Here is a 24122-nt window from a genome sequence, read left to right on the forward strand (position 1 = left end):
GCGGCTACACCCCAGCAGAGCGCCGCATGTAATTAGCCTCCCAGCCTGCGCCAATGATCTTTAAAGGCACTGGGGCGGCGCTGTAGATCGTTACTCGTTGGGCCTTGGCGTTGCCCGTAACCGGGAACTTAAACTGTCCTGTGCCAAGCATCAGAGACCCCAGGACAACCTCTGTACCCAAGCGACCACCGGCCATCTGGTAGACGTATTCTGTGGACCCGTTGTTGACATTGATTTGGAAGAATCCCGAGGTCTCGTAGTTCACCCATGCACGCCGAAGCTGCAACCGCCCAATGTCTTCTGTTGCGCTCGATCCGTCGTCGGCGGTTTGCTTAATGAGGAACTTGCTGAACTCGTATTGAAATGCGTATTCCTGCCCCACGACAAACGTCTGACCACGCCGGTCCCCTACGAGGATCAAGCGGGCGTCGGCAGTCCAAGTGGTCATCGGCTCATGCCGTTGAAGAACGCCACCCTGATCCAGCGTGTAGAACGCCGTTGTGGGATGTGGGAAGCCTCCGTATAGGTCTTGGAGGTTCAAGTAGGATTCGTTTAGATCCTCGTTGTACTGCGAAACCTGGGCTACTTTCTTCAAATCCATGTAGCCCCTGTAGGGCTCTTGAACGAAGTCAACGGTGTTACTCGTGAACTCAATACGTTCCAGGGTCACCCCTAAGGCCCTCTCAAGGATCAGGTACATATAAGATCCGATGGACGCAGCCGCCAGGATTCGAACGTCATCCCCGAAGGTCCAATGCGACCACGCTTGCTGCACCAGCTCTTCGCGCAGATAGAGGAACTTGTAGAGAAACAGTCGGTGTTCATCCGTGTCCGAGAGGACCGACACGAAGTTCTCTGTACCGGAACCGTGGATGTTGTAGACGGTGTTTGGGATATAGCTCGGAATGTGAGCCGAAACGTCTTCAGCGGACTTCACCGAGGAAACGTCCTGTACCGCGTAATACCGTTTAACCGACGTGAAGGATGCACGAGGGGATGCGAAGTAAACCCCACGACCAATGCCCCAGGGACGCGCACCGTCGCTCACATCGAACTCTGTTGTGAGGTCCAGTTGAATCGTCTTGCTCGACATGATGCCTTGAGATGTCAGTACGAACTGAGCTTGATCCGACCACAGCAGTAACTGTTCAGAGAACGGAACGGCATATTTGAGAATGGAGATCCGGTTATGGGATACGGCCACGTCGATAGGGTCGTCATCACTGAGGACACTCACGGAAGCCGGAAAGAAATGAAAATACTTGGCGGTTCTCGACATGATCACATTTTCCCCAGAGAGGAAACCGAGACGGTTCCGAAAGAAAAACACGTCGTTAATCGTCGAGTCTACAAAGGAACTCATAGGGTTCGTTGTGTCGTCACCAGAAGTCCGGCCAACCCAAGGAAGGACCTTCCAATCAAACTGCCCGTCTGCCGCTCGGACAAGGCCATGCGGCATGGTCTCGGGCTTGAAGCCTTCGATGATTCCCGGCTTAACGGTTTCCTTCCATACCTGGCCCTTTGCGTCGTATCGGACCCAGTAGTTATCTCCCGACCGTGTAGCCTCCCCAGTGATTTCCACGAGGTATCCGTCTTTGCACTGCAATGGCAGCTTTGAAAACGTTTGGACCTGATAGATGAACCCGGAGAGAAGCTGATTTGCGTAACCGTCTGCTGTAGTGATCTGGTTTATAACTGTGCCAACGGCCCTTGCTTCGATCAGGACCCAACCGGGGCCAGCTTCGGCTTTCCATAGGCCTGTTGCGTTGACTTGGTTGGCGATGCTGTTGGCGATGAACTGGGCGTCGGTCTGGGCTACCTGCTCAACAGCGTTACCGTTAGGCATCACCACGTTAGCCACCACGGAGCCGTTTACGTTCACCGTAAGGGTCCGGCCATATTGACCACCACGCACGTTCACAATGGCTCGACTGGTCAAAGACGGGTAGCCCGCCTGGGTCAGTGTTGAATTCATCGAGACTACCTTGAGACGGTTCACAACAAACGTGTAGTCCGCCACAGTGATTAGCCGTAGGTCGTCTCGCGGATGATCGCAGTTCGCATACCCGTCATACCCACGGACACTGTAGGAGTTACCAAATAGGTCCACTACATTAATCCCGGTGCCTGTGAACACCATGTAATACTGTTCTTTTTCGTCTCGATTAACGAGATGGATAAGCGGCTTAGCCCCAAACAGCCCAATGTTTCCTAAACGTTTGCGAAAGGTAGTTGGCGGTCTCTTTTGGAGTCCTTCCGTTTCCGAGGACCATCCGTTCTCTTGGAACTCGCCTTGATTGCTGAAACGCAGAATATCTGGTTGTTGTGAAACACCTCCTTTGAGGTTCTTAATACTTTGAGAAACAAGACCCATATAGCCCTCCCTGTTAGTTATCCCCGTCCGATCTGGCCTCCCACGAAAGCGTCACCGTCAAGCATGTTGAAATTCCCGTAATCTAATTCGTACTCCTGAACACTCGCCCAGTGAGTTGCTTCCTCTTCTGCAAGAGAACCTTCAATTTCACCAGCACCAAAGAAGCTCATATTGAACTTACGCGCTGCCTTGGCGACGATATAGGAGCGGAAACACTCGGGCATCTCGTTGTACTCTCGAAGACGGATAAGATCCGCCGTAATGGGTCCTTTAAAAACGTCTGTCCGCGCTTGTCGGTCATATAAAAACCCGCCACGATTTACGTAGAGCGAACCGCCAGTAGTCGTAATCTTCAGATAGTCCGAGAGATAAGTAATGAGTCCCGAGAATTGATCCGGAAGAAGTGTTGCCCCTTCCTCGATATTGAACGTCCATCCCTTTGCTTGAACCTCTCGATTAATCTTTGCCAAGATTCTTCGGCAGTTTGCTACGTCTGCGTTAGGGTCACCTTCAAGCGAACTAACAGGGCTCTCCCCGATGGCCGCGAGCATGTCGTTAACAGCGCCCAGTTCCTCGTCAGACTCAAGTGTTGCTTCAATAGAGCGCGACATTGATTCCTCCTTATGCTTCTCCTTGATTCATGAATAAAAAAAACCCTCAAGGCCCCGTTAAGGACCCCAAGGGTTGGTGTTATGCGGTAACTGTTAAAGTACAGGCATCCGAGAAGGAGCCATCTTTAGTAGTACCTGTGATGCTTGTAGTACCGGCTGTTAAACCCGTTGCTACACCAGAGGCAGACACTGAGGCCACTGCTGGGTTACTGGATTCCCAAGTGACAGACTTATCAGTTGCATTAGACGGAGAGACCGTTGCCGAGATGTTCCGAGTGGAACCTACAACTACTGAAGAGTTCTTAGGGGCAACGGATACGCCAGTAACAGCTACTGTGCTCAGGCCTTTGTGAACACCAGTGCACCAGCAGCCTCAGGACGCAGACCGCCGTGACCCATCGCGTAACGACCGATAATCTGGTCAGCTTGGTATTCCGAACGGCGTGCACGCTCCAGAGCCATATCACGCAGCTTCACAGTACCGACAGCCGAGCGGTGGTTGAAGAGGCCGACCACGTTATCAAGGGCTACTCGCACGTCGCCGGCAGCAGTCGCTGGGAATGCGTGTTTGCGGTTAGTGCCCGCCAAGTCATCACCAGCACCACCGACCGTCAAGTGCGGAACCTCGATTACCTCGAAGCTCATTACGTTGCGGATGTTGCCGGTTTCTGGGTCAGTCAGTGCCGAGAAGTTCGCCGCGTTAGGCAGCAGGGCCGCCAGGATTGCCGAGTAGTTTTCCGGCGTGGTGTAGAACTTGCGGTCAGCAGCAGGAACGTAGTTCTTAGTCAGCTTGGCGCGGGCAATGGTCAGCTGTGCCAGGATCGCAAGACCCAGCTTTGCAGGGTCCGAAAGGTCAGCAGCTTTACCCACGTTTAGAACGGAGGCTGCGCCAAGACCTGCGATATTCTCGTCATTGGCCGCAGGCAGGTTGCACAGAGCAGCCATTTCAGCCAGCACCGCGCCGTCAGCAGCGATTGCCAAAGCTTCGCCGAGTTGCGCCGAGTATTCAGCACGAACATCGTAATGGTTCATTGCGTCTTCGATGTCGTAAATCAGCACATCGGAAGCCAACAGGCCGTCAATCTGAATCACTTTTTCGGAGTGCTTAATGTCACCGCGTTTGTCATCCAGGCTTTCACCTGGTGCCAAGTAGTAACCACCAGTCCGGCCCATCACAGGGAAAGAGGCAGACTTGCCGTTCTGAATAGTGCGGACCATATGTTTATCCATGGTCACAGCCCGGCGCATAAATGCTGTCAGAACTTCACCACCAAAAACCTTCAGAAACAGCGCCAGTTTGTCGGCTGGGGATTGCCCCTTGCCCTGGTTAGCACCTACTTGTTGACCACCTTTTGCATTTGCCATTAATAAGCCTCCTTGTATTTAGTTCTTTATTTCCTCTTTGGAAAAGTTAGGGATATGCAAACAGGCACAAACCGGCCTCCCTCGAAACCGAAGGAACTTGCCGATTTATGTTGTCTGTTGCTAATAGTGAGGGGTTTTGTTTACCAGTTAGAAACCGCTACACGGGCTTCAACTTTTGCTCGAAAAGATGCGTCTTCGCGGTACTGACGGGAACCCATATCTTTAATCATGTCAGCCTGTGAGGTGTAGCCTTCAGGACCAGCAACACTACGGCCAGCAGGTGCAGCAGCTCGACGATTCAAAGTCCTTGAAGGGCTCTTGCCGAACTTCTTAGTTTGACTCGCCATACCCAGGTTAATGGTCGTGCGGATAGCGCCAAGGTCTTGCCGAGAAATGGCATCTGCCAGCATTTCCGCTGCATCAGGGCTGTTTGCCTGAAGATGCTTGCAGATACGTTGGAATTGCTCCTTACCGCCTGCAAAGTCCATGATCTTGCCAATAAAGGTTTCCGCAAGAGCTTCTTGGCCCTGCATGAAGCTATTGACGAAGCCACGGGAATAACCGGCTTTCTCAAGTTGAACATAAGAGTCTTCCGAGAGCGTCCCATTTTCTTCGTACTCGGATTCAATGCGATCCGCCACGACTTCAGGAAGACCCGCCTTAACAGCCTGGGCGCGCATTTGGTCAAAGCCTGCCGCGTAATCGTCGATCTGTTGAGAAGCTTTGGTAAGTTCCTCAGAGGGCTCGCCAAGGGGTTTAAAGTCGCCCTCTTCGGGTTCCTCTTGTTCTTCCTCTTCGCCTTCTTCTTCGGACTCTTCCTCTTCTTCCTGCTCTTCTTCCTGTTCCTCTTCGAGCAATTCCGGTTGTTCCGGGTCATTGAGGTTCAAGCTGTCGTCGCCGTCACGGGCGCTTACATCAAGAGCAAGCATGTTTTGTTCATGCTCAGAAATATCGTTCGAGCTGATCACAGCATTGTTAACACCAAAACTCGCATATACATCAGCGGACATTAAGTTCTCCTTTAAGAGTCAAATAGAAGGCGAACAGATTCCCGAAGTTGTCTGTTCGCAATAGTGAGGGTTTTAAACTAAGCGCCTATCGGTGTCATCTCGACGCCTGTTGCGTCCATTGCGCCTTGTAGGTTCTCTGGGGATGCTGTTGCCTGAGCTGCGAGACCCGCCCCCATGCCTGCTGCTGCCTGCTGCCCACCTTGGGCAACCATCTCTTCTGCCTGCCGTTTGGCCTTGTCAGCGTCGGTAAGAAGAAGACCAGAGGTATCCATGCCGATAGCATTAGCCAAGCGAATCTTGAGATTGCTCATGTTGATATCTGGGTCTTGGGATAGCGGCGCTATGGCCTGTAGACCGGTGAAGAATTGTTGAAGCTTGTCCAGGTCCTGGCCTCGTCCGAGTGCTTCCAAACCAGTGCTTACCGTTGGCTCTACGGCCTCCTTAGGCATGTCTGGAATCTGGGCGGTTGCCTGAAGCTGGGTAAGTAGGATTCGCACGATAGGCAGTTGCAGTTCCTGGGAGAGAATCGAGTAAACGCCTCCCAAGGTGTCCTCCAGTTCGCTTGCGACATACCGAATCTCTTCAGCTGTCACACGTTCGCCGGATCGTTGAACCGCCGAGTTGAGCATGAAGACATAGGCCAAGCGGCCCTCAATGGCATCCGCTACGGACTTGGCTACCGAGAAGTCAGCTGTCTTTTCAAGCTGCAAGAATTCGATGTCAGCCTTACGGCCCGCTACGAAGTCCCCCGTCTGGGCCTTGGTTAATCGCCGGACCTGGGTAGAGCCGTTGGGGTTCACCAATCCGACCACCTTAGAGGCGATCATGGAGAACTTAATCATGGCTTCGTGCAGGTTCTCTAATGAGGTCAGGTCACCCAAATATTCCTCACAGTGCGACCGGCCGTAATGCTCGCCGTCGCGCTTGGTCCATCTCACTGGAATCCAGGGACAGGCCTCACGCGGATATTGCCCATCGGTCCCGTCTACTTCCTCGCCGTTCACCTCCTGATAGCTCAGGTAATCCCCCGACTCTTCATCAAGGTAAACGTGGGTGTAGACCTCAATCTCTTCTTCCGGCTTGGTCTCCCCTTCGGCAGACAAAGCGTTTCGAACATCCTCAGGCAGTGCCGCATAAGCGACCTTATCCAAGGTGACAATCTGCAAGACGTTCCCGAAGGCGTCACGCTGGACCACATACGATGGCAGCGGATAGAGCTTCATTGGGTTGTAGCCCGTATCGGAAGCGTCAGGCGGCGGAAGGTACAGGCAGCCGTTACCAGCCAGGGCAAGCTGTCGGATTAGCTCAAAGAGCGTTACCCGGTAGCTGTTCGATTCCATATAGCTAAGCAAGATGCGCTCAACCATGCCCAAGCCTTGCTCAACGACGGCCAGTTGCTGCGGGTCTGCCACAAGCTGCTTTGCCTGCCATTCAGAGACTTTCAGCTTCATCCAGCTTTGTAGCGGAAATAGAGCGAGCATCACTTTTGCGGACAGGTTGTTAAGACCTCGGGCGCCTACGGCTTGCCAGGGCGTCGTGTAGTTTGTTGAGGCGTTGTCGGAAGACTTGGGGAACAGCGAAGGGATGGTGACTTTTGCGCAATTTTCAGCGCGGGTCTCGTAGGGTTGTCGGTCGTTCTTCAGCCGGTTGTAGGCTGCAACTGCACTTTCCTCCCCGAGACCAGTTCGAGCCGTAGAGGCCATAAAGACCTCCTTAGATGTTCAGACCGGTCCCCGAGCTGCGGGCTACTGAAAGCCCTCGTTTACCTTTAGCCTTTGCGGCCCGTTTTGCTGCCTCGGTGTCGGCGTCGTCGTCTGCTTTGTCGTCCGCCTTTGGGGCTTCTACAACAGCAGCCGGGGCCGGTGTAGGCGCTGCGGGGGCGGCTACTTCTGGTGCTTTCTTATCATCGTCACCACCACCGAGGGGGTTAGATGCGATTTTCACTACCTGCTTAAATGCCTTTTTTAGAAAACCCATTTAGACCTCCTTATGTTGTTCGTTGAAGGGCGCGCTTTACGGCGGTGTTAGATTTCTTGCTGGTCGAAGCTGGGGCCTTTACGGACGCTGTAGAGGAACCGTCACCGGTATCCTTTGCGCTCTTCTCGACTTTCAAACTTCCGATACCATCGTTTTCCCCACCATCGTCTTTGCTGACATCCGACCCAAACTCAACGCCTTTAGGCTCTTCGAGATTCACAGGGGCGGGCGCAATGATTGCGTTAGGGTCTTGCTTTGGTGTCTTGACCTTGGATTTAAAACACATTCAATCCTCCTTAGTCGTCATCCTCATTAGTTGCGTTTCGTTGGGACATCATGAGTTCACACAGCTCAGGCACAGAGCCCAAACCGTCCACGAACCCAAGAATGTATTGTTCGGAATAACCAGCTTTTCGGAGGTCATCAATAACCCCTGTCCGCTGAAGATACGAATAGTTACAACGAACCATTAAGTATTGAGCTGAAGCGTTTGGCATATCCGGTATGTTCTCCGGGTCATCCAAAGTTTCCTGAATCACATGAAGCAAGGGACCTCCTTATCTTAGAGATGAACTTAAAGTAATCAGGGAGGACCCTGCTGCTAATAGTGAGGGCTTTTAACTTTGCGGCTGCCAAAGGATTGGCTTGCTGTTTTCAAAGTCCCAATCAGAAGCTCGAAGGATTCGCGCCACTTGAGCTTGAACAAGTAGTTCGCCTTCAGTCATGCCCTTGGACTTCGCCAGGGAGACCATACATTCCCACAGGGTTTCACCCTCAGGTTCACGAGCGGCCCAGAATTCGACCTCAAGGCCCTTACGGGGACCGGACTTCATGACCTTAGTTGCGGGGTAAAAGAACTGAGGGGCATCAAGGAACTGTCGAGCGCTCTCGGGGCCAAGACCTGGGATTCCGGTATAGCCGTCCGTGGTATCGCCCATTAGGGTTTGGTACATGTGCCAGTCGTTTGCCTGTTCCTCAGTGACACGCAGGAACTCGCCTGTTGTCAGGTGCAGGAACATGCCAGGGACCGTTTTAAAGTCCTTGTCGCAGCTCACCGTAACCACGCGGTCACAGCCTGCAAGATCTGGCTTGGTCGACAGGATGCCGCAAACGTCGTCGCCTTCCACACCGTCCCACTTAAAGGCGCGCTCTGGGCCGTAATACTGCATACAGGCCTCTACGAACGCTGGGTAGCCGACTGGCTTACGTTTACCTTTACGGTTCGCCTTATAGGTCTCAAGGACCTCCTTACGCCAGTTGTCCGAGCCGGAAACGATGCACAGCGGAATCAGCTCGAAGGGTTTCTTATTGCCCTTCTTCAAGGCCCGCTCAATGTCCGAAAGGATCGTCTTGATGGTGCCCGCCAGGATGCTTCGGGCTTTCTTGTGGTCGCACTCCAGGGACCAAACGTCATCACCCCAGTCCACCTCATTTTCACTTGCAGACAGCGCGGAGAAAATCAGGAAGTCCATATCCAGGGCCACACCGATACGAGCGGTCATACAGCACCGCCGTGCTTACTAAGGAACACTTGGCCTTTGGTGGTCAGTGACCAGAAGCCCATGTTGCGGCCAGAAGTAGACACACAAGAAATATGACCTCGGGAGGCAGCCTCGGAGACCAATGCAGCGTTCTTGCGGTAAAAGTCCGATTGGTAGGTACGCGCCTCCTTTTTGATGGCGTAGAGAATTCGAAGGTACTCACTCATGCGGCACTACCACATTAGTTTTCACCGGCGACATACGGGTAACAAACAAACCTTTCAGAGAACTACCGAGTTCTTCTTTAATGCCATTCTTGAACGCTTCCCGGAGCAGCAGAATGCACATCTCTTCATCTGGCAGCGACAGTGCATCATCTACACGTTTAATACCTGCACGAGCCTGTGCGGCTTTCTTATTGTCTTTACTCGCCGTCATTAACTCCAAGCGACCCCGCGCCTCTTGAAAACCCTCACGGACATCTTGAATATCCTGAGTAGACAGCACAGCTCGGGTAGTGAAAGTGTGTTGCAGGTTCAAAGTTACAGCCATTGGATAACCTCCATAAATGACAAAGGCCCGAAAGGGCCCTTTAGGTTTTAATTAGTGACACTCGCGCCAAGTCGGCCCCGTCTTCCCGTCTGTATCGAGCGGGCACCGGAACTCAAACACTTCGGCTACGTTTTGAATTGCTTGCTTGGAGACGCCAAGAATCAGTGCGGCAATCTCTGGGGTTCGTGCGGCGATTTGGAGTTCGTCGTGAACCCATGCCATGAAACAGAAGTCACCATCCCAACCGTGGGTTAGGCTGTGCTCTTCCATCAGAATCCGTTCGACCTCAACCACCCAGGCCTTACAGACCAATGCGCCGGCACTCTGTAGGAGAGTGTTAAGGGCGCTGTGTGGTGAACGAACGTGGATCTTCCGACCGTCAAGGCCCTTGATCCAACGGCGCTTCCATTTGATGTCAAATTTACGTAGGGCCTGGTTCCACTTCTGGTCCGCGATAAGAGAGTCTTCGAGGGCTGCTCTGAGGTCTGCAATAACCGGCGTACCCTCAAGAAATGCCTTCTTAAGCTCCTTACCGCGCTTTGCACCACCACCGACAATAGAGCCGATCTTGGCGTCACCAGCACCGTAGAGAAACGCGTAGATGAAGGTCTTCGCATTACCCCGCCAAGCTTCATGGTCAGCGTTGTGTTTGTCCCGAATGGTGCCAGCGGGAATCAAGCCAGCGGCCAAGCCGTTAGCCCAATGCACATCACCGTTCAGAACCGTATCGGCATATGCCCCGTCGTCGAAGCGCGCCCCGAAGTGGCCCAGGCAGCGAAGCTCAAGGCCCGAGGCATCGACACCAACCTGTATGCAGTTCTCCCAGCCCGGTAAGTGCCGCGCCAAGATGGCCCCGAAGAGCGAGCGACATTCAGGACCGTAAGGGGAACTCGAAGAAGGCACTTGCCCCATGTTCGGATAGCTGTGAGTTGCTCGCCCGGTCACCGCCCCGTTAGGGTTGATAGAGCCGTGCATGAACCCATCAGAACCGACAAGGCGCATCCATGCGTTGTCACCTTCGGCAAGCATTCCAATACGCTTCTGAATCATCAGATAGTCACGTACCAGCGCGATGCAGGATTGGGCCTCAGGGTCATCAACATGGACCCCTTCAAGGGTCTCGTCATCAACCTTAGGGGCGCCCTTTTCGGTGAACTCCGTTGGTTCCCAACCGGCAATCTTCAGGACCCGAATCAGGTGCTTACCGGACGCGGGGTTGAAGGTGACGAACTCGACGGGGGTGTACGGGGCGCCCTCAAAGGTTTCCCGCTTGTCCTTGCGTTTACCGTCTTTGGTGTAGACGCCGCCGACCTTTGGGTACTTCACCCGAGGCATCACACGGCCATCCGACCAAAACTCAATTGGCTTCCGTGTCACTGGATGGCGGAATTGCTCAGTACCACCCTTAGGCTCGTACCAACTCCCGAAGGTCTTAATGAGCTTCACGAGTAAGTCAGAGCGTTGGCCTGCAAGATCCGCGTAGAGTCGCTCGGCTGCATGCTGGTCAAAGGGGAAGCCATTACGCTCCATCTGCGCCAGCGTCCAAGCCACCTCATGCTCTAAGTGGACGGCCTTAATCGACTGCATCCAGTGTTCACCGTTAGGGGCGAGACCACCGGGGAAGTAATAAGGGTCCGTCATGATCTTGGTGACGAGCTTCGAGGTAACCACAACGTCCTGAACGCAATACGCTTGCATCTCAGGGGACCACTTGGCCCACTCCATGCCCTTCACGTACGGGATGCCCTCACGGGCGCACATAGCTACGAAGTCGTTCTTGTATTCGCCTTTCATCTCGCCCAGGCGATAACCCCAAGCTTCCAAGGCATGAGAGCCGAAGCGCGAACCTGGGAGTTTTCCTGTGCGCAGAAGGCCCGCGTCAGTGTCTCGAATGTTCGCGTAGATCAACCGGGACAGGACAAGGGTGTCCATTACCCTCTTGCGGGGAATGTTCAGGCGCTTACCGAAGTAGAGGCGCTTCAACTTGTCGAGAGCGGGAATGTCGTACTTGATGCCGTTGTGAAAAACGATAAGGCCATTTGGTTTGGCCGCTTCGGCTTCAAGCTGTTTGATGTACTCGCCCAGTTGGTCCGGGCCGTATTCGAAGGTCTCGCCTGTGAAGTAGTCTTGAGAAACACCGCAGTGAAACTTAGAGACATCCTCAAGGAGACCATCAGTTTCAATGTCTGATGTGAGCAATAGCCCTCCTATTAGGTTTATCGGATATAGAACTCTCCTTTGGTTGGTGTAACGGTTACTGAAAGGTCCCCAGTTACGGAGACCCTTGGATAACAGTTAAATCAACGCAGACAGCTTCTCAGCCTTAACGGCCAGCTCGTTGGATTCACGCAGTTGTGCAGCGGCAGCCGAATTAGCCTCGCGGGCAGCCTTGAAGAGAGCGGTTGCTTTCGCGTCGGCCTGCTTCGAGGATTTCAACAAGGCGGCTTGCAGTTTGGTCAGGGCGAAGGTGTACAGTTTTACGATAGTCATAGTTGTTTCTCCTTTAATAGTCTGAGTTCTGGTCCACTTGTCCGGCCCAGGTGTTTTCGGTAGAGGAATCGTCGTCACCTTCAGGCTTCCAGCCATCCGGTGTTTCGTCGAGCCAACCCGTTTCTTTGTTGTAAATCAGATATCCAGCCACGCCGGTCTCCCCAGTAAAGCGACACTTCAATACGCGGATAGTGACCACGTTAGGAAAGTCGCCTTGCTGGTTACGCTCCAGGGCAATGATGGTGTCTGATAGTTGGCGTAAAGAGCCGGAACCACGGAGGTCCGTGATAGATACTGGGCGCCCCTCTTCGTGGGCCTTCCCTTTCTCTGGGTTCTTCAAGTGGCAAATGACCACCATCAGAATGTCATTGGTCTTAGCGAAGGTCTTCAACTTGGTCATAAGACGGTCAATGGTCTTACGCTCGTCGCTGTTATCTTCCATGCCGGAAACAACGATAGAGATATGGTCAAGGACGATTACTTTGCAGCCCTGGCCCTTCACCATGTAATGCAGCTTTGATAACAAGCGGTCTTCTACGGATTCCGCAAAGGAGTCGTACAGAAACAGCTTGTCGTGTTCAAAGATCGTATCAAAGGCTTTATCAAACTCTTCCTCGGTGGTCCCTTCGGGGTCCTGGCGGTAACGTCTGCGCATATGGAGGCCCACGAGGTCCTCTACGGTTTCCTCTACGGACTCTTCGAGCATTGCTACGCCGGTCGGCAGACCTGAGTTATGAAACCAGTTGTAGACGTTCTGCCGGACCCAAGTGGATTTTCCCATGCCGGACCCAGAGGTCACCATGAGTACCTCACCGGCCCGTGCGTTCTTGGTCTTACGGCGCATCTCAGCGGGGCCCATCAGTGGAATCTGTGGGATTTCCTGCTTGTTCTTGATGCGCTCTTTGAGGGATTTCGCGGAGACCACACCGTCAGGGACGAATGGTGCAGCGTTCCAAATGGCATCAGTGACAGCCTTGGCTTGCCCTTGCTGAATACACTCGTTGGCATCCTTGAAGGGCAATACGGCAATCTTGACCTTGCCAGCGGGCAGGACCTCGGCGGCTTCCATTGCTGCCTTGCGCCCTGGCTCGTCCATATCGAACATCAATACGATTTCGTCGAAGGTGTCGAAGTACTCGTAGTTACGGGCACAGGACTTACGGGCAGCGGCTGCACCAGTCGGAATGGACACCACTGGGTACTTGCCACCTTGCAACTGAGCTACAGAAAGGCAGTCAATCTCACCTTCCGTTACGACGATCTTTCGACCACCAGACCACAGGTGCTTACCAAAGAGGCAGTCCACGCCATGCTTGCCGGTTGACGAAAAGTTCTTGTCCTCGTCGCGGACCTTCTGACCAACGAGGTTTCCGTGTTCGTCGCGATAATCCGCTACTTGTATCCACTTGCCGTTACGCTTCCCGACCCAGTAGCCGTATTGTTTGCACACGGCGGACTGTAGGAATCGTTTTGGCAAATCGACATAACGGCCCTGGTGGTCACCAAGGGACAGCGTACCGTCAGCCCTCAGGGTCTTAGAGCGCTCACCAGATACATCGCCATTGGCCCCGGTGCGGTGATTACAGACGAAGCAATAGGTGTGACCGTCAGAATAAGTCGCACATCCATCCGAAGAACCACAGTCGTCCTGATCGCAAGGGCCCTTATGAAGCAGCTCGCTTTCCGGGTAGCCCTCAGAACGCTCCATCAGGGCCGCCCACAGGGACCTCGACGGCCTCGCCAGTAGCGCGGCGATACGACAGGTCCAGCCACTTAACTTGCATCTTGTCGTGACGCTCTTTGGTGTAGTCCTTACGAACAGGAACCAAAGTGGACCAGTGACGCGCACCGACGAAACGCACATGAGCGCCGTCAATACCGTGATGGATACCCGAGATAATGAATTGATTCAGGTTGAAGTCGAACGAATCGACCGCTTCCATTACGTCATCACATTCATAAACGCAGATATCAATATCGGTGCCTACCAGCTTATAACCACCCAAGAGACGATCAGTAGCCGCGCCGTTGTAGATATGGAAACCCACGGAAGCAATACCGAACTTTTCGAGAATCTCGGCTGCTGTCGCCATTGAGATTCCGGCAATGATCACGTCGATATCTTTAGGACGAACACCGAAGTAGATATCACGAGCGGCTCCGCCTGCGATAATTGCTGGCACGCCTTCCTTTTGAAACATCTCGACGATATCGAAAGCCCCCTGCATTGTTGCCCGATTTACAGACATAGAAAATCCTCCTAAGTCAATAGAATGAGTTTTAAGCGAGCCCATAAGGCCCGCCTAAAGTTGTGTGTTAGTTCTTGATGCGGGACTTAAGCCAAGAGGCCACGTCAAAGGACGGGCAGGCTTTACCGCTGTCGAGGTCCCGGTGACCGCATATACGCGCTTCGGGATACCAGACTGTGGACGCTTCCCAGACAAGCCCCTCAAGGGCTATCCATTGAGCGTCCGTAAAGTTGTCTTCAGGGAAACCTGAAGCGTCGATACCACCTACGAGGCAGATACCGAGGGATTCTGAGTTGTGGCCTTTTACGTGGGACCCGACAACATCGCGGGGTCTACCTTCTTCCACTTGACCATCTCGACGGATAATGAAGTGATAGCCAACGTCGAGCCAGCCTTGCTGTACATGCCATTGGCGAATCTCACGAAGGCCAATATCCATAGTCGGTTTAGTTGCAGCACAGTGAATAACAATCAGGTCCGTTTTAGTCCTCTTGTTGAATTGAACTTTAGCCATATGATTACTTGGTCCCCTTTGGTATTAGGACCCCTTCCGGGATTACCTTTCGCTTCTCCTTCATCCAAGCCAGAGGAACCAGCTTGTCTGCGTATTGAATGCCGTGTTTCTCGCACCACGCCCCGTAGGTTGTAGGCGAGCCCTTGTAGAGCCTCGACTTGGACGAAGAGAACACCAACCGAATATCGAGTTCTGGGTATTGCTCACGCAGCAGCAAGTGCTTAGCGCGGTCATCAACTTCCCAGATTCCTTTACATTCAATGATGATCCCGTTCGCCAGGATGAAGTCCGGCAGATACTTTGCGGCTCTTTCTGGGATCGTGTACTTGATCCAATGTTGCTCAAAGCTGTATTCCACCTTGTTCTTGTCGAGATGCTCGCTGTTCTTTTCTTCGAGACCCGAACGGAAGACCTCAGAGGTTCTCCGTGGTCCCGTGTAGCGACCGAAGGCCACCTTTAGAAGTCGCCGCCGTATTGACCTTCGTCATCCGAAGAATCGTCGCCCTGGTTCTGTTCGGAGTCCGACCAACCCTGTTCCTGGCGGTTCTCTTCGGCTACGTAGCCGTCTTCAGCTTCATCGCCCCATTCATCATCACCACCGCCGAACTCAACAAGTTTCAGCAGCATTACGGAGTCGAGTTGAAGCTTGACGGACGCACCGGCTACAGCCGAGAAACCGTAGGCGAACATAGAGAAACGCGCTTTCAACTCGGAACCACCCGAGATGGCGGGAACGTTGTCGATGCGCTTACCTTTCGAATCCACGACCTTCAGAACAAGCGGTTTCAGCTCTTCGGTTTTCTTGTCCACGTAGGAGGCGTAAGAACTGAACTTGAAGGTCACAGTACCGTCGTCGTTAACGAAGTACGGCATGTTGCCCTCGTAGGGTTCTTGCAGTTTCTTACCGCGACCCAGCTTAGCCATGAGTGCCGGACGGTCTACTTCGAATTGCTCGCAGATTGCCGAGTAGTTCTCTTCGTGCAACTTGTTGATCTTGTTGATCAGTGGTTGGGCGTCCTTACTTGGCACCGTGAGGTCAACCTTATAGACACCACGTGGATTACCGAAGCCCTTTTCAGGGTTTCCGTAGTCAGGTTTTTGAATTGAGCAATACGGCTCAGCGGTGCCACGAGGGGTAAACATGAATTCTTTCTTAATAGCCACGAATATTTCTCCTTTGGTTAGGTGATTGGTTTCCTTTCGGGTGTGTTGCTAACAGTGAGTGCTTTTAATTGAACCCAGGACGAACAACAACTACGGACATCTCCTGAAGTTGCTCGCGACTGATCGCCATAGAGACCTCTTGGGCCGGGCTCTTTCGGATGGACCGGTAGACCGAGTAAACAACCGACTTGAAGTGGTCCCGTAGGAACTTCTTGTCAAAACGCCAAACTTCATGTTTGAAGTGAGCAAACTCAGACCCTTGGGACAGTTCCAATAGGGTCAACTCGACAAGCTCTTGTTGTTGCTCAGTCATGACGCGGTCGTATAGAACCCCAGCGAGTCCCGATTGTTTGACGTGACTGAAGTTGTTCAAGTGAAGGAATCCATCAGGTTTGGCACGGCCATTACCGTGAGCGCGCCTCATTGGATGTCCTCTACGATGCATACAGCAGAATGCTCACGACGAGTACCCGCCGTGTCGTACTTACCCTTGTCGTCCATTTCCACCATCTTGGCGGTGATCTTGACCACGCGGGACAGCTTAAGGCCGCGATACTGGGCCCGCTCTGTGTGGGCTACCAGTTGTCCAACCTTCAGTTCACGGCCTGCAACGTCTACGGCGCTCATTGAGTCACCGTGAATCGGTCAATGTTTGGCGCGATTGCTGGGCGGATGCGGGTTACTTTCGCCTGGGTAAACATGGTTTCAGTTTGGGCCCATGCTGCATCAAGACTTACCGCATACACGGTTACTTCGTCTACATGGTCGTCAACTTGCACAGTTACTTTGAAAGCTTTCTTTGCGTGTTCCATTAGTTCAAAACTCCTTGTTCTTTTAGTTGGTCAAGCATTGCCCACGGCTCACCCAGTCGATTCAATACGAGAGCGTCGAAGGGATGGGCCATAAGTGCGATGTCGGATATGTGGTAGGACTGATCGTCTACGCCCGGAATGAACCAGTCGCGAACAATGCGGACGGTCTTAACGTCTGGGGCATACAAGATGCCTTCGTATTCGTTGACCATTCGCATATCGGTAACTACAACGTGGTCGTAACTGCCTTCTTCCAGGCCCTTGCGAACTTCCACCATGCCAAGTTCAAACCACACATGCGGTCTGCCAAGGAACTCGCGGTGATATTGAGTCCCGAAGGTCTGCAAGTGCCAGCGAAGGGACTTCGGCGTGGACGGTTCTTCCCGGTAAGTTTTCCGTAGCCAATGTTGATAGGAGCTATCAGCAATCTGGGATATACCGAGACAGCTTTGGGGCTGATCCTTAATGGACTTGTGCATTTCCTTTTGATACTTAGTCGCAAGCTCGCCAGGGCCACCCGCAAGAACCTGGGAGCACATCTCTTTAAGGACATCCGCGAAAGCCACGCGAAAAACCTTGCGGCCCTCGGATTCCAATAAGCCAATAAGGGTATCCTTACCGGATTTCCCTCGGATGCTGTTAAGCGCAAGGATATCAGTCATTAACGATTTCCTTGATTCGCTTAACAATCAAGGCAACACGCGGCCAGTTGCCGACATACGGGACCAACTTCAGACGGCCCAACTTACGGGCAACTTCGAATGTCCCCTTAGTCAGCAAAAAGGATTCTTTTGGGGAACTGTCAGTAACCAACACAGTGTTGACTGGGGCCTTAAAGACCTTGCGAATTTCGCGATTGACACGGACGGTATAACGGAGTGCTTTAACGCCGTTGTTGTGATGCAAGAATGTTTCGGCCACGAGTGGTCCTCCTTTGGTTAGGTGATGGGTTGTGTTGCTAACAGTGAGGGTTTTAAATGGCTCTAAACGACAAGGCCCCATCAACCGAAGTCAGTGAGGCTCTTTAAGGTTTAACAGTTGAACAGGCCGACAAGTCCCACGAACAGGGAAACTATCAGGGCCACAAGAAGACCACCAACGCCCCAATCAATACGGTGCCAATTAGAGTCATTCTTGTGCATGTCGTAGAGCATCACACAGAGGAACCAAACGAACCCAAGGGCAACAACTCCCATAGACCCGTACATAAGTTGGTCACCCAAGGGAGTGCATTGCAGCGGCAAGGATTCACTGTTAGAGGAACTTGCGGCGGACGCTGCCAGAACAGCGGCAGTGGTGAACATAACCATAGTGCTCATTGTGAAACCTCCTTAAGTAGTTCTTCAAGGTCATACCAAAGGTCATCGCTGTAGTTGTACACGATCAGGGAATCTACAAGCGCCTTTAGTTGGTCCTTTGGGAGTGCGGTGATTGCTCGGAAACTTCTTCACGGGACATAAAGTTACTCCTTAATGAGTGGGTCAGAGATCCCACGGAAGCAGTCGAAGGAAGGGTGACGCAACGAGCCGTTCTCATAGCGCTCCATAAAGGTGACCCTCACGGTGTGGCCTTCGTACGGCATAGGCGCATCCCGCTCCGATTCCTCACGGGTCTCCCAATGATTTACGGCGTCGGTGAACTCTTCCATTTGAGCTTGGGAGATCTTGCAGGCGTTTACTACATGGCCCGACTCAAGGAGAACCTCGAAGCCAATCACCTTGCCTTCGTTAGCCTTGCCTTCAGTACCCCAAACCAAACCAACAACCTTGCCGTCTTCGTTGTCCTTCGGAACGATCTTCCACATCCCGTTAACCTTCGAGCGCTTCCAGACCCCATTAGGGTCCTTCGCTACAACACCTTCACCGCCTGCATCACGGATCTTGTTGTTGAACTGATGCAGCTCTTCGAGCGAGAACACATCAAGGCTTTCGACGACTTCCCATTGGATCTCAGGGAACGTCTCTTTAAGGGCTCCCACCTGGGCCTCAACGTGGTACTTCATGACAGCGTGAGTTACTGGGTAGTCCTTACCGGACTCAATCGCGTCCATTGGGACTACCCCGAAGACCACAACCTTTAGGTGTTCAAGTGGAATATCTCCGTGTTCTTCACGATCCCGGCGAAGAGTTCCCGAGGTCCCTTTGCAGGCCATGTCGGCGCCGAACTCGTTCTTTACGATCAACTCTGCGTCCAACATGAACCCCTGAGGGAACAGCCCCTGCATCGAAGCGAACGGACTGAAGAAGTCACGACCCCACCGAGGATCACGGCTCAACGGGCCTTTACGACCTGCACTGTTCAACCGAGGGAACCGTTTCCCTTCACGGCTCAACCACTCGACATTAAAAGCGCCCGTGAAGGCTACCGAAGGGGTCACGCACAGATTCAGACGTACGCCATCCTCTTTCTTGTCGGCAATCAAATAGGCATCTTCGAGAACAGCCAACAAGGCCGCTTCGTTGTAGTCGGCTGGGCGCTGTGGATTGGTTGCGATCACTACGGCTTCTACCTTGCTCATTCAGCAGCCTCCCACTCAGTACGGCCACCACGTTGGGTCTTGTTGCGTTTACCTTTCTTCGCACGGACTTGCTCCATCTCGTCAGCGTTACGGCGGACTTTGCGAGGGTTCTTTTCAAAGGTCATTGCAGCGTTCATTCAGTTCTCCTAAAGGGATTCGATTGGTATTTCTAAAAGTGAGGGTTTTTAAATTTCAGGCAGCAAAAAGGCGCCCTTAGGCGCCCTCTTGGTTGATGCAGTGGTTAGGCAAATGCGAAGTCGGATTCGAGAATCTGGGTGATGTCCAAAGAGCCCTGTTCGGGAACTTCAGGCATGTCGCTTAGCTGGGTCTCGTGGAGCTGCTCAAGGAATTGATCCCTGAAGTCAGCGAGTACGTTTGTGGCGTCGTAGGTCTCTACCATCGTTTCGCGGACGGCCTTGAACATTGCCCCGGCCTTCGCTGGGATGGTCCCGAAGCTGTCGTGAATCAAGCTGAAGAAGGTGACCCCGTAGGCCTCGGAAGCTTTCACTACGGTTTTCCGCAAGTGGCTACCGTCCTGGCTGTGAACGAAGTTCGGAGAGATTCCCGACTGCTGCTTAAGGCCGTCAATGACGTTGCTGTCACGGACGTTGATGGTCGTTTGGAGTCGCATAGAACCCAGGAACGTCAGGTCAATACGGCGTTGCTCAGGCTTCATATACTCTTGCCATACAGGGAACCCGTCAGGGGTCACCCAGAAGACAGGCATGCACGGCTTGAGCTGCTCGCCGGTTTCCTTGCAGACGACTTCTTTAGCCAGGTGCTTAGCGGCCACTTGTAGCCACTTCATGGCCTCAACGGCCTTCACTACGGTGACACCTACGGCCTCCCAAATGAGATTGGCCATGTACCGAGCGCACTGCTGAACGTTGGCGAAGAACTCTTGACCCACTCCCCGATCCATTGCCGGGGTGATGATGTCGCTAATGAGTTGCTCGGAAAAACCGAAGGCCTTTGAGCCATACGCCAGGGTCATAACGGAACGCTTGGTAACTGAACGGGTGACCCCATAGCCCAGCCATCCAGCCGCCATGCCGCGAGTCCCAAGCACACGCTTTTCAGTAATCTCGCCGGTCTTCTTGTTCGCTACCGTTTCCGTTGAGTCGTCCGAACCTTCTGCAAAGTCTCGTGCAAGCGCTTCGTTTACACGGTCAGCGACAAGCTTGTAGATGTCCTGCACGGTTTCAGAGGGAACGAGATTGACGGCACGACCACCACGTTCATCTCGGAGCATTGCGCTAAAGTGTTGAATCCCAGAACACGAGCCGTCGAAGGCGATAGGTAGAGCGGAAAGGTGCTGCACTCCGTTTTGTTTGACCCCTGCCCATTCAAAGCAGAACGCAAGGAAGCAAAACGGCGAGTCCATTGAGGTCCACTCGGTGTTATTGAGTGGGTCAGCGGCGCACCCGAGGATAAGTTCTTCATTGTCTTTCACCCATTGTTTACGTTGATCGAAAGCGACCTTATCGACCCCAGCACAGTTCGCACCGTGGATCATTAGCCACTCAATGCCCTCTTCTCCCACAGGTTCCGCAATGGATGCCTGTAAGAGCCCCTTAGTCATGTCGTTACCTTGTGGGTTGAATGCAGGAATCGCATAGACCCGACCACGCCAGTCCAAGTTATAGGGGAAGTAGATCGACTCGAACGCCGAGAACTTGTTGGCTTGCTCCAAGGCAAACTCATAGCCCAGGCGACGAGATACGCGCGCTTTATCACGGCGGTACACGGTGGCAGCTTCGCGCTTCCAGGACTTCAGGACTTCGGCGTCTTCGTCGATGCCTTCGGGTTTGGTTGGGAGTTCTTCACGCTCAGGCAGTGGGAAGCCGTCGATAGGAACGTGCTTCCATTCCATGATCGCATTGGCAACTTCGAGAACCCTTGTGTTGATGCCCCATGCGGTCTGCTGGGCCAAGTTAACGGCCTTGTAGACTTCCGGCATGTACACATCGCGATAGCGGTTAAGAGCCTTCTTGGTCCGCACTCGAATCAGAGGAATCGGCTTGCGGCCTTTTGCCCAATAGCCACCACCCACCATCTGGGTCCACTCACGGGGCGGGACGATCATCGGTTGATGCTGTGGGGCGATACCTGCAAGAGAGAACGCACGGTCACACAGCTTCTGTGCCCAATCAGGATGCAGGTAGACGTACTCGCCATCCTTCGACTTGATCCCGGCAAATTCCCGGCGAACCTCAACCAACTGAGTGGACTCAATGAGAAGCTCAAGGAGTCGGATTCCCATGTGATAGGTCACGTCGTTATCCAGCGTGTCCCACTTGACCCACTTCGATGTCAGTTGCTCAGCATCGAGCATGTGCCCTTCGACCTTCTCCATGAACTTCACTTTGTAGGTGTAGGCGTTACGGGTATCGAGAGCCTTCTTTACGTGCTTGTTGAAGTGAGCTGCTTCCTGGGTACGGATGCGACCGAAGCGCGCTTCTTCTTCCAAGTGCTGACCAATGCGGACCGCGACCTGCTGGATAGAGAGAGCGGCGGGTTTCGCCATGTCTCCGAGGACCACCTTGATGGTCACCGCCGCGACAGCCTCAGGGCTCATTTGCAGGAAGTAAGAGAGACCAACGTGTTTACGACGAACCTTGTTTACTTGATGGTCAATCCAAGCTTCGTAAGCAGTTATCAACTTAGGGACCAAGTGAGCAAGCAACGGTTTAGCGGTTGCGTTATCGGCAAACTCTCCCCGTTCAATCTGACGTTCGAGTTGTTTCTTAAAGCGGTCTTCGCCAAGCGTGTAGGCTTCATGTTCAAGGTTCAACTGTGCGGCTGCTATTTCAGCTCCGTACATTCCCGAGAGGGTCTCAAACGCCCACGATGATTCGCTTTGAATGTCACTGAAGTCATGCTTAGTTACTTGGATATTACTTTTTACGGACATGGGGATCCCTTGGATGCTCTTTAAGAGCCCAATAAATTTTGGTTAGGTAGTTGGGTTAATTACTGAATTGAGGGCGTAGGAGGCCCTTAGAGGTATCTCTAAGAATTCTTAAAGTTTGTCTTAAAGAGTCTCTAAGGGAGGCTCAGAGAGGTACTGCTAACAGTGAGGGGTTTTAATCTCGCCGTCCGATTCTTGCACTGATGTGACCTCGACACGGCCTGTTATTTCTCTTATTAAGTAAACAAATTCCTTGACTTCACTTTCACCCTCAGACGGAAGCGCACATTCTTGGATGATCGTTAGGAAGTCGCCATTTGCGCAAAACCACAGCCCCGTTACAGTCCGGCCACAGGGCCCGAGACCTAATGAGAACTCACAGCGCTCAACGCGTGAGCGGTAATCCCCGTCACAGACGCTAAAACGCGGAACCGTCGCCAAGAAGCGAAGGCTACTTACTGGCTTGCCAAATGATGGCGCTGTGCTACTCTTTGTTTTCGTCGCTGTTTGTTCCGCCCTTAGTTGGGTGTTGTACGGGTCCGCCTTGATTAAAGCCCCAGCGCAAAAAGAATCACTCATTTAATTTCGCCCCAATGAACCAAAAGATTTCTTTCGCCACTCGTCACGGGCATCCCGTAATGACGCATAGCTTTACCGTTAAAGAACATCGCGTGCCCAACAGGAAGTTGAGGGACCACAACATGCTTAGAGAACGGGCCAAGATGTACTTTAGTGCCCCCACCTTCATGGTCATTAGTTAGGGCTACAACCATCGTTACGTCCGAATCGTTGTCAGCGTGCCAGTGACCATGCGGCGTGTTCTCTGGGTTGTACTTTGCGGCCTGAATGGTGCGCAGGTACTGAGGATCCTGGCCGAACAAGACTTTAGCGAGAGTGACCCCCGCGTCATGCCACAGGGAGCGCAAGCACTCGTGTAGAGAGGGGCAGTGGTGCATTAAGACCAGCTCGGGAATCTGTGCCTCTTCAGGTTCTGCTTCGTTGACCACGTAGTCCATGCAATCAAGTTCTAACATGAGGTCCTTGCAGAACTCAGGGGATAGATACGGGAACGAGAAGATACCCGGTGCATGTTGGGTGATAGGTCTAAGTGCATCACTCCAATCACTGACCAACGCGTAATCTTCAGCAGAAACCGGATTTACATCTTCAGCGTAATCGGCCATTTCTTTAAGAACATCCAAACGCTTCCGTAGACGGTTTGCGTACTTATCCATACTCGGGATAGCTGTTACTGATTTCGATAGAACGTGCGGCATTACTTCAATACTCCGATAATGGTTACGCACTGAGATGCCTCAGGGGTCAACTTGTAGGGCGCTGCTTCGACACTCCGACGATACCCACCACCGTTACGCTTCACTGTCCTCTCCCCATCTTTCGGGTAGATCGTAATAACAGTCTTACCGAATCCAAAGAGGCCTTTCTTGAAGCTCGCAAAGTAGTACTTACCGCCGTCCGTACGGATGATGTGAGTAGCCCCCATTTGTTTTGCCCTGGCATGTAAACGAACGCGTCTCGCCGCACTTTCAACACGTTGCGTCCGAAGATCCGCTGCCTGTTGAATCCTCGCCTGAACTGCCGCCTCACGTTTCTTAATGGTTACCCCTGGATGCTCGACGAGTTCATAAACAGCCTTCAACAAGGCAGCAAACCGGATTTCCAAGGGACGGGACCAATGGAACCACGAAGACTGCGCGATGATGTCGCCTACTTCCTGGCCGTTATATGCGAGAAATTGCAAGTTCTGCTTACCGTCTTGCTCTTTGATGTCCACACGAAGCCAGCGCTTCCCGTTACGGTTCTCCAGGTATTGCGAGTGACCCGAAGTTAGTGCCGCGTCGATAGCATTCAGGATCTTCGAGGCGAGCGAATCCGACGCGAACGCCGTCACGTTGAGTTTTGTCAACATTGGTAGTTACCTTCTAATGTCTAAGTAGTAAGAGCTGGCAGCCCAGAGGACCACCGTTAAGAGGAATATCGTTAGTTCGAAAATGGCTTACCTTTCCAATATATCCGGCTTCATCCTGGGCCCAGGTCGTGCCCCTTAGGTGTCTCGTAGGAGCCCTCTGTGTC

Annotated in this window: 31 protein-coding genes; all 31 read right to left on the bottom strand. The window is 52.9% G+C overall.

The window, feature by feature from the left end:
• Window positions 1–4: 4 nt before the first annotated feature.
• The 31 genes from KJF94_RS16020 to KJF94_RS16165 all read right to left on the bottom strand — a co-directional run bounded on the left by KJF94_RS16020 (window position 5) and on the right by KJF94_RS16165 (window position 23958).
• Window positions 5–2374, bottom strand: a complete 2370-nt coding sequence (locus KJF94_RS16020; protein ID WP_214377282.1) for a phage nozzle protein — start codon at window positions 2372–2374, stop codon at window positions 5–7.
• 17 nt (window positions 2375–2391) lie between these two features.
• The gene (locus tag KJF94_RS16025; protein ID WP_214377283.1) at window positions 2392–2985 is read right to left on the bottom strand and encodes a hypothetical protein; all 594 of its coding nucleotides are present in this window, start codon (window positions 2983–2985) and stop codon (window positions 2392–2394) included.
• Window positions 2986–3064: 79 nt separating this feature from the next.
• Window positions 3065–3328 carry an Ig-like domain-containing protein gene (locus tag KJF94_RS30590; RefSeq protein ID WP_214384885.1) on the bottom strand — a complete coding sequence of 88 codons (264 nt, stop codon included), beginning with the start codon at window positions 3326–3328 and terminating at the stop codon, window positions 3065–3067.
• Window positions 3325–4350 carry a major capsid protein gene (locus KJF94_RS16035; RefSeq protein WP_214377284.1) on the bottom strand — a complete coding sequence of 342 codons (1026 nt, stop codon included), beginning with the start codon at window positions 4348–4350 and terminating at the stop codon, window positions 3325–3327. The genes KJF94_RS30590 and KJF94_RS16035 overlap by 4 nt, the downstream gene beginning before the upstream one ends.
• A gap of 140 nt (window positions 4351–4490) precedes the next feature.
• On the bottom strand, window positions 4491–5360 hold the full coding sequence (locus tag KJF94_RS16040) for a capsid assembly protein (protein ID WP_214377285.1): 870 nt from the start codon (window positions 5358–5360) through the stop codon (window positions 4491–4493).
• A 77-nt stretch (window positions 5361–5437) separates the two neighbouring features.
• Window positions 5438–7063, bottom strand: coding sequence for a portal protein (locus KJF94_RS16045; protein WP_214377286.1), 1626 nt, complete (start codon window positions 7061–7063; stop codon window positions 5438–5440).
• A gap of 10 nt (window positions 7064–7073) precedes the next feature.
• Window positions 7074–7337, bottom strand: a complete 264-nt coding sequence (locus KJF94_RS16050; protein WP_214377287.1) for a hypothetical protein — start codon at window positions 7335–7337, stop codon at window positions 7074–7076.
• 10 nt (window positions 7338–7347) lie between these two features.
• Window positions 7348–7623, bottom strand: coding sequence for a DUF5476 domain-containing protein (locus KJF94_RS16055; protein ID WP_214377288.1), 276 nt, complete (start codon window positions 7621–7623; stop codon window positions 7348–7350).
• 10 nt (window positions 7624–7633) lie between these two features.
• A complete protein-coding gene (locus tag KJF94_RS30595; RefSeq protein ID WP_431768159.1) occupies window positions 7634–7876 on the bottom strand; it encodes a phage protein in 243 nt (80 codons plus the stop codon).
• A gap of 78 nt (window positions 7877–7954) precedes the next feature.
• A complete protein-coding gene (locus KJF94_RS16065) occupies window positions 7955–8839 on the bottom strand; it encodes a hypothetical protein (protein ID WP_214377290.1) in 885 nt (294 codons plus the stop codon).
• A complete protein-coding gene (locus tag KJF94_RS16070; RefSeq protein WP_214377291.1) occupies window positions 8836–9045 on the bottom strand; it encodes a hypothetical protein in 210 nt (69 codons plus the stop codon). Before KJF94_RS16070 ends, KJF94_RS16065 begins: the two co-directional genes overlap by 4 nt.
• Window positions 9038–9370 (bottom strand): hypothetical protein, encoded by a 333-nt coding sequence (locus KJF94_RS16075; RefSeq protein WP_214377292.1) that lies wholly within the window; start codon window positions 9368–9370, stop codon window positions 9038–9040. The genes KJF94_RS16070 and KJF94_RS16075 overlap by 8 nt, the downstream gene beginning before the upstream one ends.
• Window positions 9371–9421: 51 nt before the next feature.
• Window positions 9422–11569 carry a DNA polymerase gene (locus KJF94_RS16080; protein WP_214377293.1) on the bottom strand — a complete coding sequence of 716 codons (2148 nt, stop codon included), beginning with the start codon at window positions 11567–11569 and terminating at the stop codon, window positions 9422–9424.
• A 96-nt stretch (window positions 11570–11665) separates the two neighbouring features.
• Window positions 11666–11860: a hypothetical protein gene (locus KJF94_RS16085; protein ID WP_214377294.1), complete on the bottom strand. Its 195-nt coding sequence runs from the start codon at window positions 11858–11860 to the stop codon at window positions 11666–11668.
• 13 nt (window positions 11861–11873) lie between these two features.
• Entirely contained in the window at window positions 11874–13568 is a 1695-nt protein-coding gene (locus tag KJF94_RS16090; RefSeq protein ID WP_214377295.1) for a DnaB-like helicase C-terminal domain-containing protein, read from the bottom strand.
• Window positions 13555–14109, bottom strand: a complete 555-nt coding sequence (locus KJF94_RS16095; RefSeq protein WP_214377296.1) for a hypothetical protein — start codon at window positions 14107–14109, stop codon at window positions 13555–13557. The genes KJF94_RS16090 and KJF94_RS16095 overlap by 14 nt, the downstream gene beginning before the upstream one ends.
• A gap of 67 nt (window positions 14110–14176) precedes the next feature.
• Entirely contained in the window at window positions 14177–14623 is a 447-nt protein-coding gene (locus tag KJF94_RS16100) for a peptidoglycan recognition protein family protein (protein ID WP_214377297.1), read from the bottom strand.
• A gap of 4 nt (window positions 14624–14627) precedes the next feature.
• Window positions 14628–15077: an endodeoxyribonuclease gene (locus tag KJF94_RS16105; protein ID WP_214377298.1), complete on the bottom strand. Its 450-nt coding sequence runs from the start codon at window positions 15075–15077 to the stop codon at window positions 14628–14630.
• 2 nt (window positions 15078–15079) lie between these two features.
• Entirely contained in the window at window positions 15080–15787 is a 708-nt protein-coding gene (locus KJF94_RS16110; protein WP_214377299.1) for a DUF2815 family protein, read from the bottom strand.
• 64 nt (window positions 15788–15851) lie between these two features.
• Window positions 15852–16160, bottom strand: coding sequence for a hypothetical protein (locus tag KJF94_RS16115; RefSeq protein WP_214377300.1), 309 nt, complete (start codon window positions 16158–16160; stop codon window positions 15852–15854).
• Window positions 16161–16207: 47 nt separating this feature from the next.
• Window positions 16208–16414, bottom strand: coding sequence for a hypothetical protein (locus tag KJF94_RS16120; RefSeq protein WP_214377301.1), 207 nt, complete (start codon window positions 16412–16414; stop codon window positions 16208–16210).
• Complete coding sequence (locus KJF94_RS16125; protein ID WP_214377302.1) at window positions 16411–16599, bottom strand: host cell RNA polymerase inhibitor; 189 nt, start codon at window positions 16597–16599, stop codon at window positions 16411–16413. The genes KJF94_RS16120 and KJF94_RS16125 overlap by 4 nt, the downstream gene beginning before the upstream one ends.
• A complete protein-coding gene (locus tag KJF94_RS16130; protein ID WP_214377303.1) occupies window positions 16599–17261 on the bottom strand; it encodes a nucleoside/nucleotide kinase family protein in 663 nt (220 codons plus the stop codon). The genes KJF94_RS16125 and KJF94_RS16130 overlap by 1 nt, the downstream gene beginning before the upstream one ends.
• Complete coding sequence (locus KJF94_RS16135) at window positions 17254–17520, bottom strand: hypothetical protein (RefSeq protein WP_214377304.1); 267 nt, start codon at window positions 17518–17520, stop codon at window positions 17254–17256. Before KJF94_RS16135 ends, KJF94_RS16130 begins: the two co-directional genes overlap by 8 nt.
• 110 nt (window positions 17521–17630) lie before the next feature.
• Window positions 17631–17918 (bottom strand): hypothetical protein, encoded by a 288-nt coding sequence (locus KJF94_RS16140; protein ID WP_214377305.1) that lies wholly within the window; start codon window positions 17916–17918, stop codon window positions 17631–17633.
• 143 nt (window positions 17919–18061) lie between these two features.
• Complete coding sequence (locus KJF94_RS16145; protein ID WP_214377306.1) at window positions 18062–19117, bottom strand: ATP-dependent DNA ligase; 1056 nt, start codon at window positions 19115–19117, stop codon at window positions 18062–18064.
• Window positions 19114–19254 (bottom strand): hypothetical protein, encoded by a 141-nt coding sequence (locus KJF94_RS16150; protein WP_203306425.1) that lies wholly within the window; start codon window positions 19252–19254, stop codon window positions 19114–19116. Before KJF94_RS16150 ends, KJF94_RS16145 begins: the two co-directional genes overlap by 4 nt.
• A gap of 104 nt (window positions 19255–19358) precedes the next feature.
• Window positions 19359–22031, bottom strand: coding sequence for a DNA-directed RNA polymerase (locus tag KJF94_RS16155; protein ID WP_214377307.1), 2673 nt, complete (start codon window positions 22029–22031; stop codon window positions 19359–19361).
• Between the two features lie 156 nt (window positions 22032–22187).
• Window positions 22188–22607 carry a hypothetical protein gene (locus KJF94_RS30765; protein WP_446000269.1) on the bottom strand — a complete coding sequence of 140 codons (420 nt, stop codon included), beginning with the start codon at window positions 22605–22607 and terminating at the stop codon, window positions 22188–22190.
• Window positions 22604–23305 carry a 2OG-Fe(II) oxygenase family protein gene (locus KJF94_RS16160; protein WP_214377308.1) on the bottom strand — a complete coding sequence of 234 codons (702 nt, stop codon included), beginning with the start codon at window positions 23303–23305 and terminating at the stop codon, window positions 22604–22606. Before KJF94_RS16160 ends, KJF94_RS30765 begins: the two co-directional genes overlap by 4 nt.
• The gene (locus tag KJF94_RS16165) at window positions 23305–23958 is read right to left on the bottom strand and encodes a hypothetical protein (protein WP_214377309.1); all 654 of its coding nucleotides are present in this window, start codon (window positions 23956–23958) and stop codon (window positions 23305–23307) included. The genes KJF94_RS16160 and KJF94_RS16165 overlap by 1 nt, the downstream gene beginning before the upstream one ends.
• Window positions 23959–24122: the final 164 nt, after the last annotated feature.

The sequence above is a fragment of the Pseudomonas hormoni genome (genome assembly GCF_018502625.1).
Taxonomy (GTDB): Bacteria; Pseudomonadota; Gammaproteobacteria; order Pseudomonadales; family Pseudomonadaceae; genus Aquipseudomonas; species Aquipseudomonas hormoni.

Bases quoted from the DNA above. Each gene is read 5' to 3' on its own strand.
- KJF94_RS16020 (WP_214377282.1), bottom strand. From the start codon at position 2,374: ATGGGTCTTGTTTCTCAAAGTATTAAGAACCTCAAAGGAGGTGTTTCA.
- KJF94_RS16025 (WP_214377283.1), bottom strand. From the start codon at position 2,985: ATGTCGCGCTCTATTGAAGCAACACTTGAGTCTGACGAGGAACTGGGC.
- KJF94_RS16035 (WP_214377284.1), bottom strand. From the start codon at position 4,350: ATGGCAAATGCAAAAGGTGGTCAACAAGTAGGTGCTAACCAGGGCAAG.
- KJF94_RS16040 (WP_214377285.1), bottom strand. From the start codon at position 5,360: ATGTCCGCTGATGTATATGCGAGTTTTGGTGTTAACAATGCTGTGATC.
- KJF94_RS16045 (WP_214377286.1), bottom strand. From the start codon at position 7,063: ATGGCCTCTACGGCTCGAACTGGTCTCGGGGAGGAAAGTGCAGTTGCA.
- KJF94_RS16050 (WP_214377287.1), bottom strand. From the start codon at position 7,337: ATGGGTTTTCTAAAAAAGGCATTTAAGCAGGTAGTGAAAATCGCATCT.
- KJF94_RS16055 (WP_214377288.1), bottom strand. From the start codon at position 7,623: ATGTGTTTTAAATCCAAGGTCAAGACACCAAAGCAAGACCCTAACGCA.
- KJF94_RS16065 (WP_214377290.1), bottom strand. From the start codon at position 8,839: ATGACCGCTCGTATCGGTGTGGCCCTGGATATGGACTTCCTGATTTTC.
- KJF94_RS16070 (WP_214377291.1), bottom strand. From the start codon at position 9,045: ATGAGTGAGTACCTTCGAATTCTCTACGCCATCAAAAAGGAGGCGCGT.
- KJF94_RS16075 (WP_214377292.1), bottom strand. From the start codon at position 9,370: ATGGCTGTAACTTTGAACCTGCAACACACTTTCACTACCCGAGCTGTG.
- KJF94_RS16085 (WP_214377294.1), bottom strand. From the start codon at position 11,860: ATGACTATCGTAAAACTGTACACCTTCGCCCTGACCAAACTGCAAGCC.
- KJF94_RS16090 (WP_214377295.1), bottom strand. From the start codon at position 13,568: ATGGAGCGTTCTGAGGGCTACCCGGAAAGCGAGCTGCTTCATAAGGGC.
- KJF94_RS16095 (WP_214377296.1), bottom strand. From the start codon at position 14,109: ATGTCTGTAAATCGGGCAACAATGCAGGGGGCTTTCGATATCGTCGAG.
- KJF94_RS16100 (WP_214377297.1), bottom strand. From the start codon at position 14,623: ATGGCTAAAGTTCAATTCAACAAGAGGACTAAAACGGACCTGATTGTT.
- KJF94_RS16120 (WP_214377301.1), bottom strand. From the start codon at position 16,414: ATGAGCGCCGTAGACGTTGCAGGCCGTGAACTGAAGGTTGGACAACTG.
- KJF94_RS16125 (WP_214377302.1), bottom strand. From the start codon at position 16,599: ATGGAACACGCAAAGAAAGCTTTCAAAGTAACTGTGCAAGTTGACGAC.
- KJF94_RS16130 (WP_214377303.1), bottom strand. From the start codon at position 17,261: ATGACTGATATCCTTGCGCTTAACAGCATCCGAGGGAAATCCGGTAAG.
- KJF94_RS16140 (WP_214377305.1), bottom strand. From the start codon at position 17,918: ATGAGCACTATGGTTATGTTCACCACTGCCGCTGTTCTGGCAGCGTCC.
- KJF94_RS16145 (WP_214377306.1), bottom strand. From the start codon at position 19,117: ATGAGCAAGGTAGAAGCCGTAGTGATCGCAACCAATCCACAGCGCCCA.
- KJF94_RS16150 (WP_203306425.1), bottom strand. From the start codon at position 19,254: ATGAACGCTGCAATGACCTTTGAAAAGAACCCTCGCAAAGTCCGCCGT.
- KJF94_RS16155 (WP_214377307.1), bottom strand. From the start codon at position 22,031: ATGTCCGTAAAAAGTAATATCCAAGTAACTAAGCATGACTTCAGTGAC.
- KJF94_RS30765 (WP_446000269.1), bottom strand. From the start codon at position 22,607: ATGAGTGATTCTTTTTGCGCTGGGGCTTTAATCAAGGCGGACCCGTAC.
- KJF94_RS16160 (WP_214377308.1), bottom strand. From the start codon at position 23,305: ATGCCGCACGTTCTATCGAAATCAGTAACAGCTATCCCGAGTATGGAT.
- KJF94_RS16165 (WP_214377309.1), bottom strand. From the start codon at position 23,958: ATGTTGACAAAACTCAACGTGACGGCGTTCGCGTCGGATTCGCTCGCC.